The following is a 233-nucleotide window of genomic DNA, read 5'->3' on the forward strand; positions in this document are numbered from 1 at the left end:
CTCGTGAAGTGCTGACGCGTAAAAGCCGCGAGCAAATACGATACGGTGATGAGAAACCTCCCCATCGGCTGGCAGGTAAATAGGCTCGTCCGCTCCCAGTTCTAGCTTGGTATTAAAGCTCTCGAAAAAGGTTTGATTGAAAATGTCGATGATATCTGGGTATTGGTGCGTCATAAGATCAAATTTAAATAAAAAGAACTGGGGCATTTTGCGTTTTTTTAAGCGCTCGGTAA

Annotated in this window: 1 protein-coding gene; it reads right to left on the reverse strand. The window is 44.2% G+C overall.

The window, feature by feature from the left end; genetic code table 11:
• A partial coding sequence (locus AB4486_RS26575) for an elongation factor P hydroxylase (RefSeq protein ID WP_372119763.1) occupies positions 1 to 174 on the reverse strand: 174 nt, incomplete at its 3' end.
• Positions 175 to 233: the final 59 nt, after the last annotated feature.

It is taken from the genome of Vibrio sp. 10N.222.55.C6, assembly GCF_041473395.1.
Taxonomy (GTDB): Bacteria; Pseudomonadota; Gammaproteobacteria; order Enterobacterales; family Vibrionaceae; genus Vibrio; species Vibrio crassostreae_C.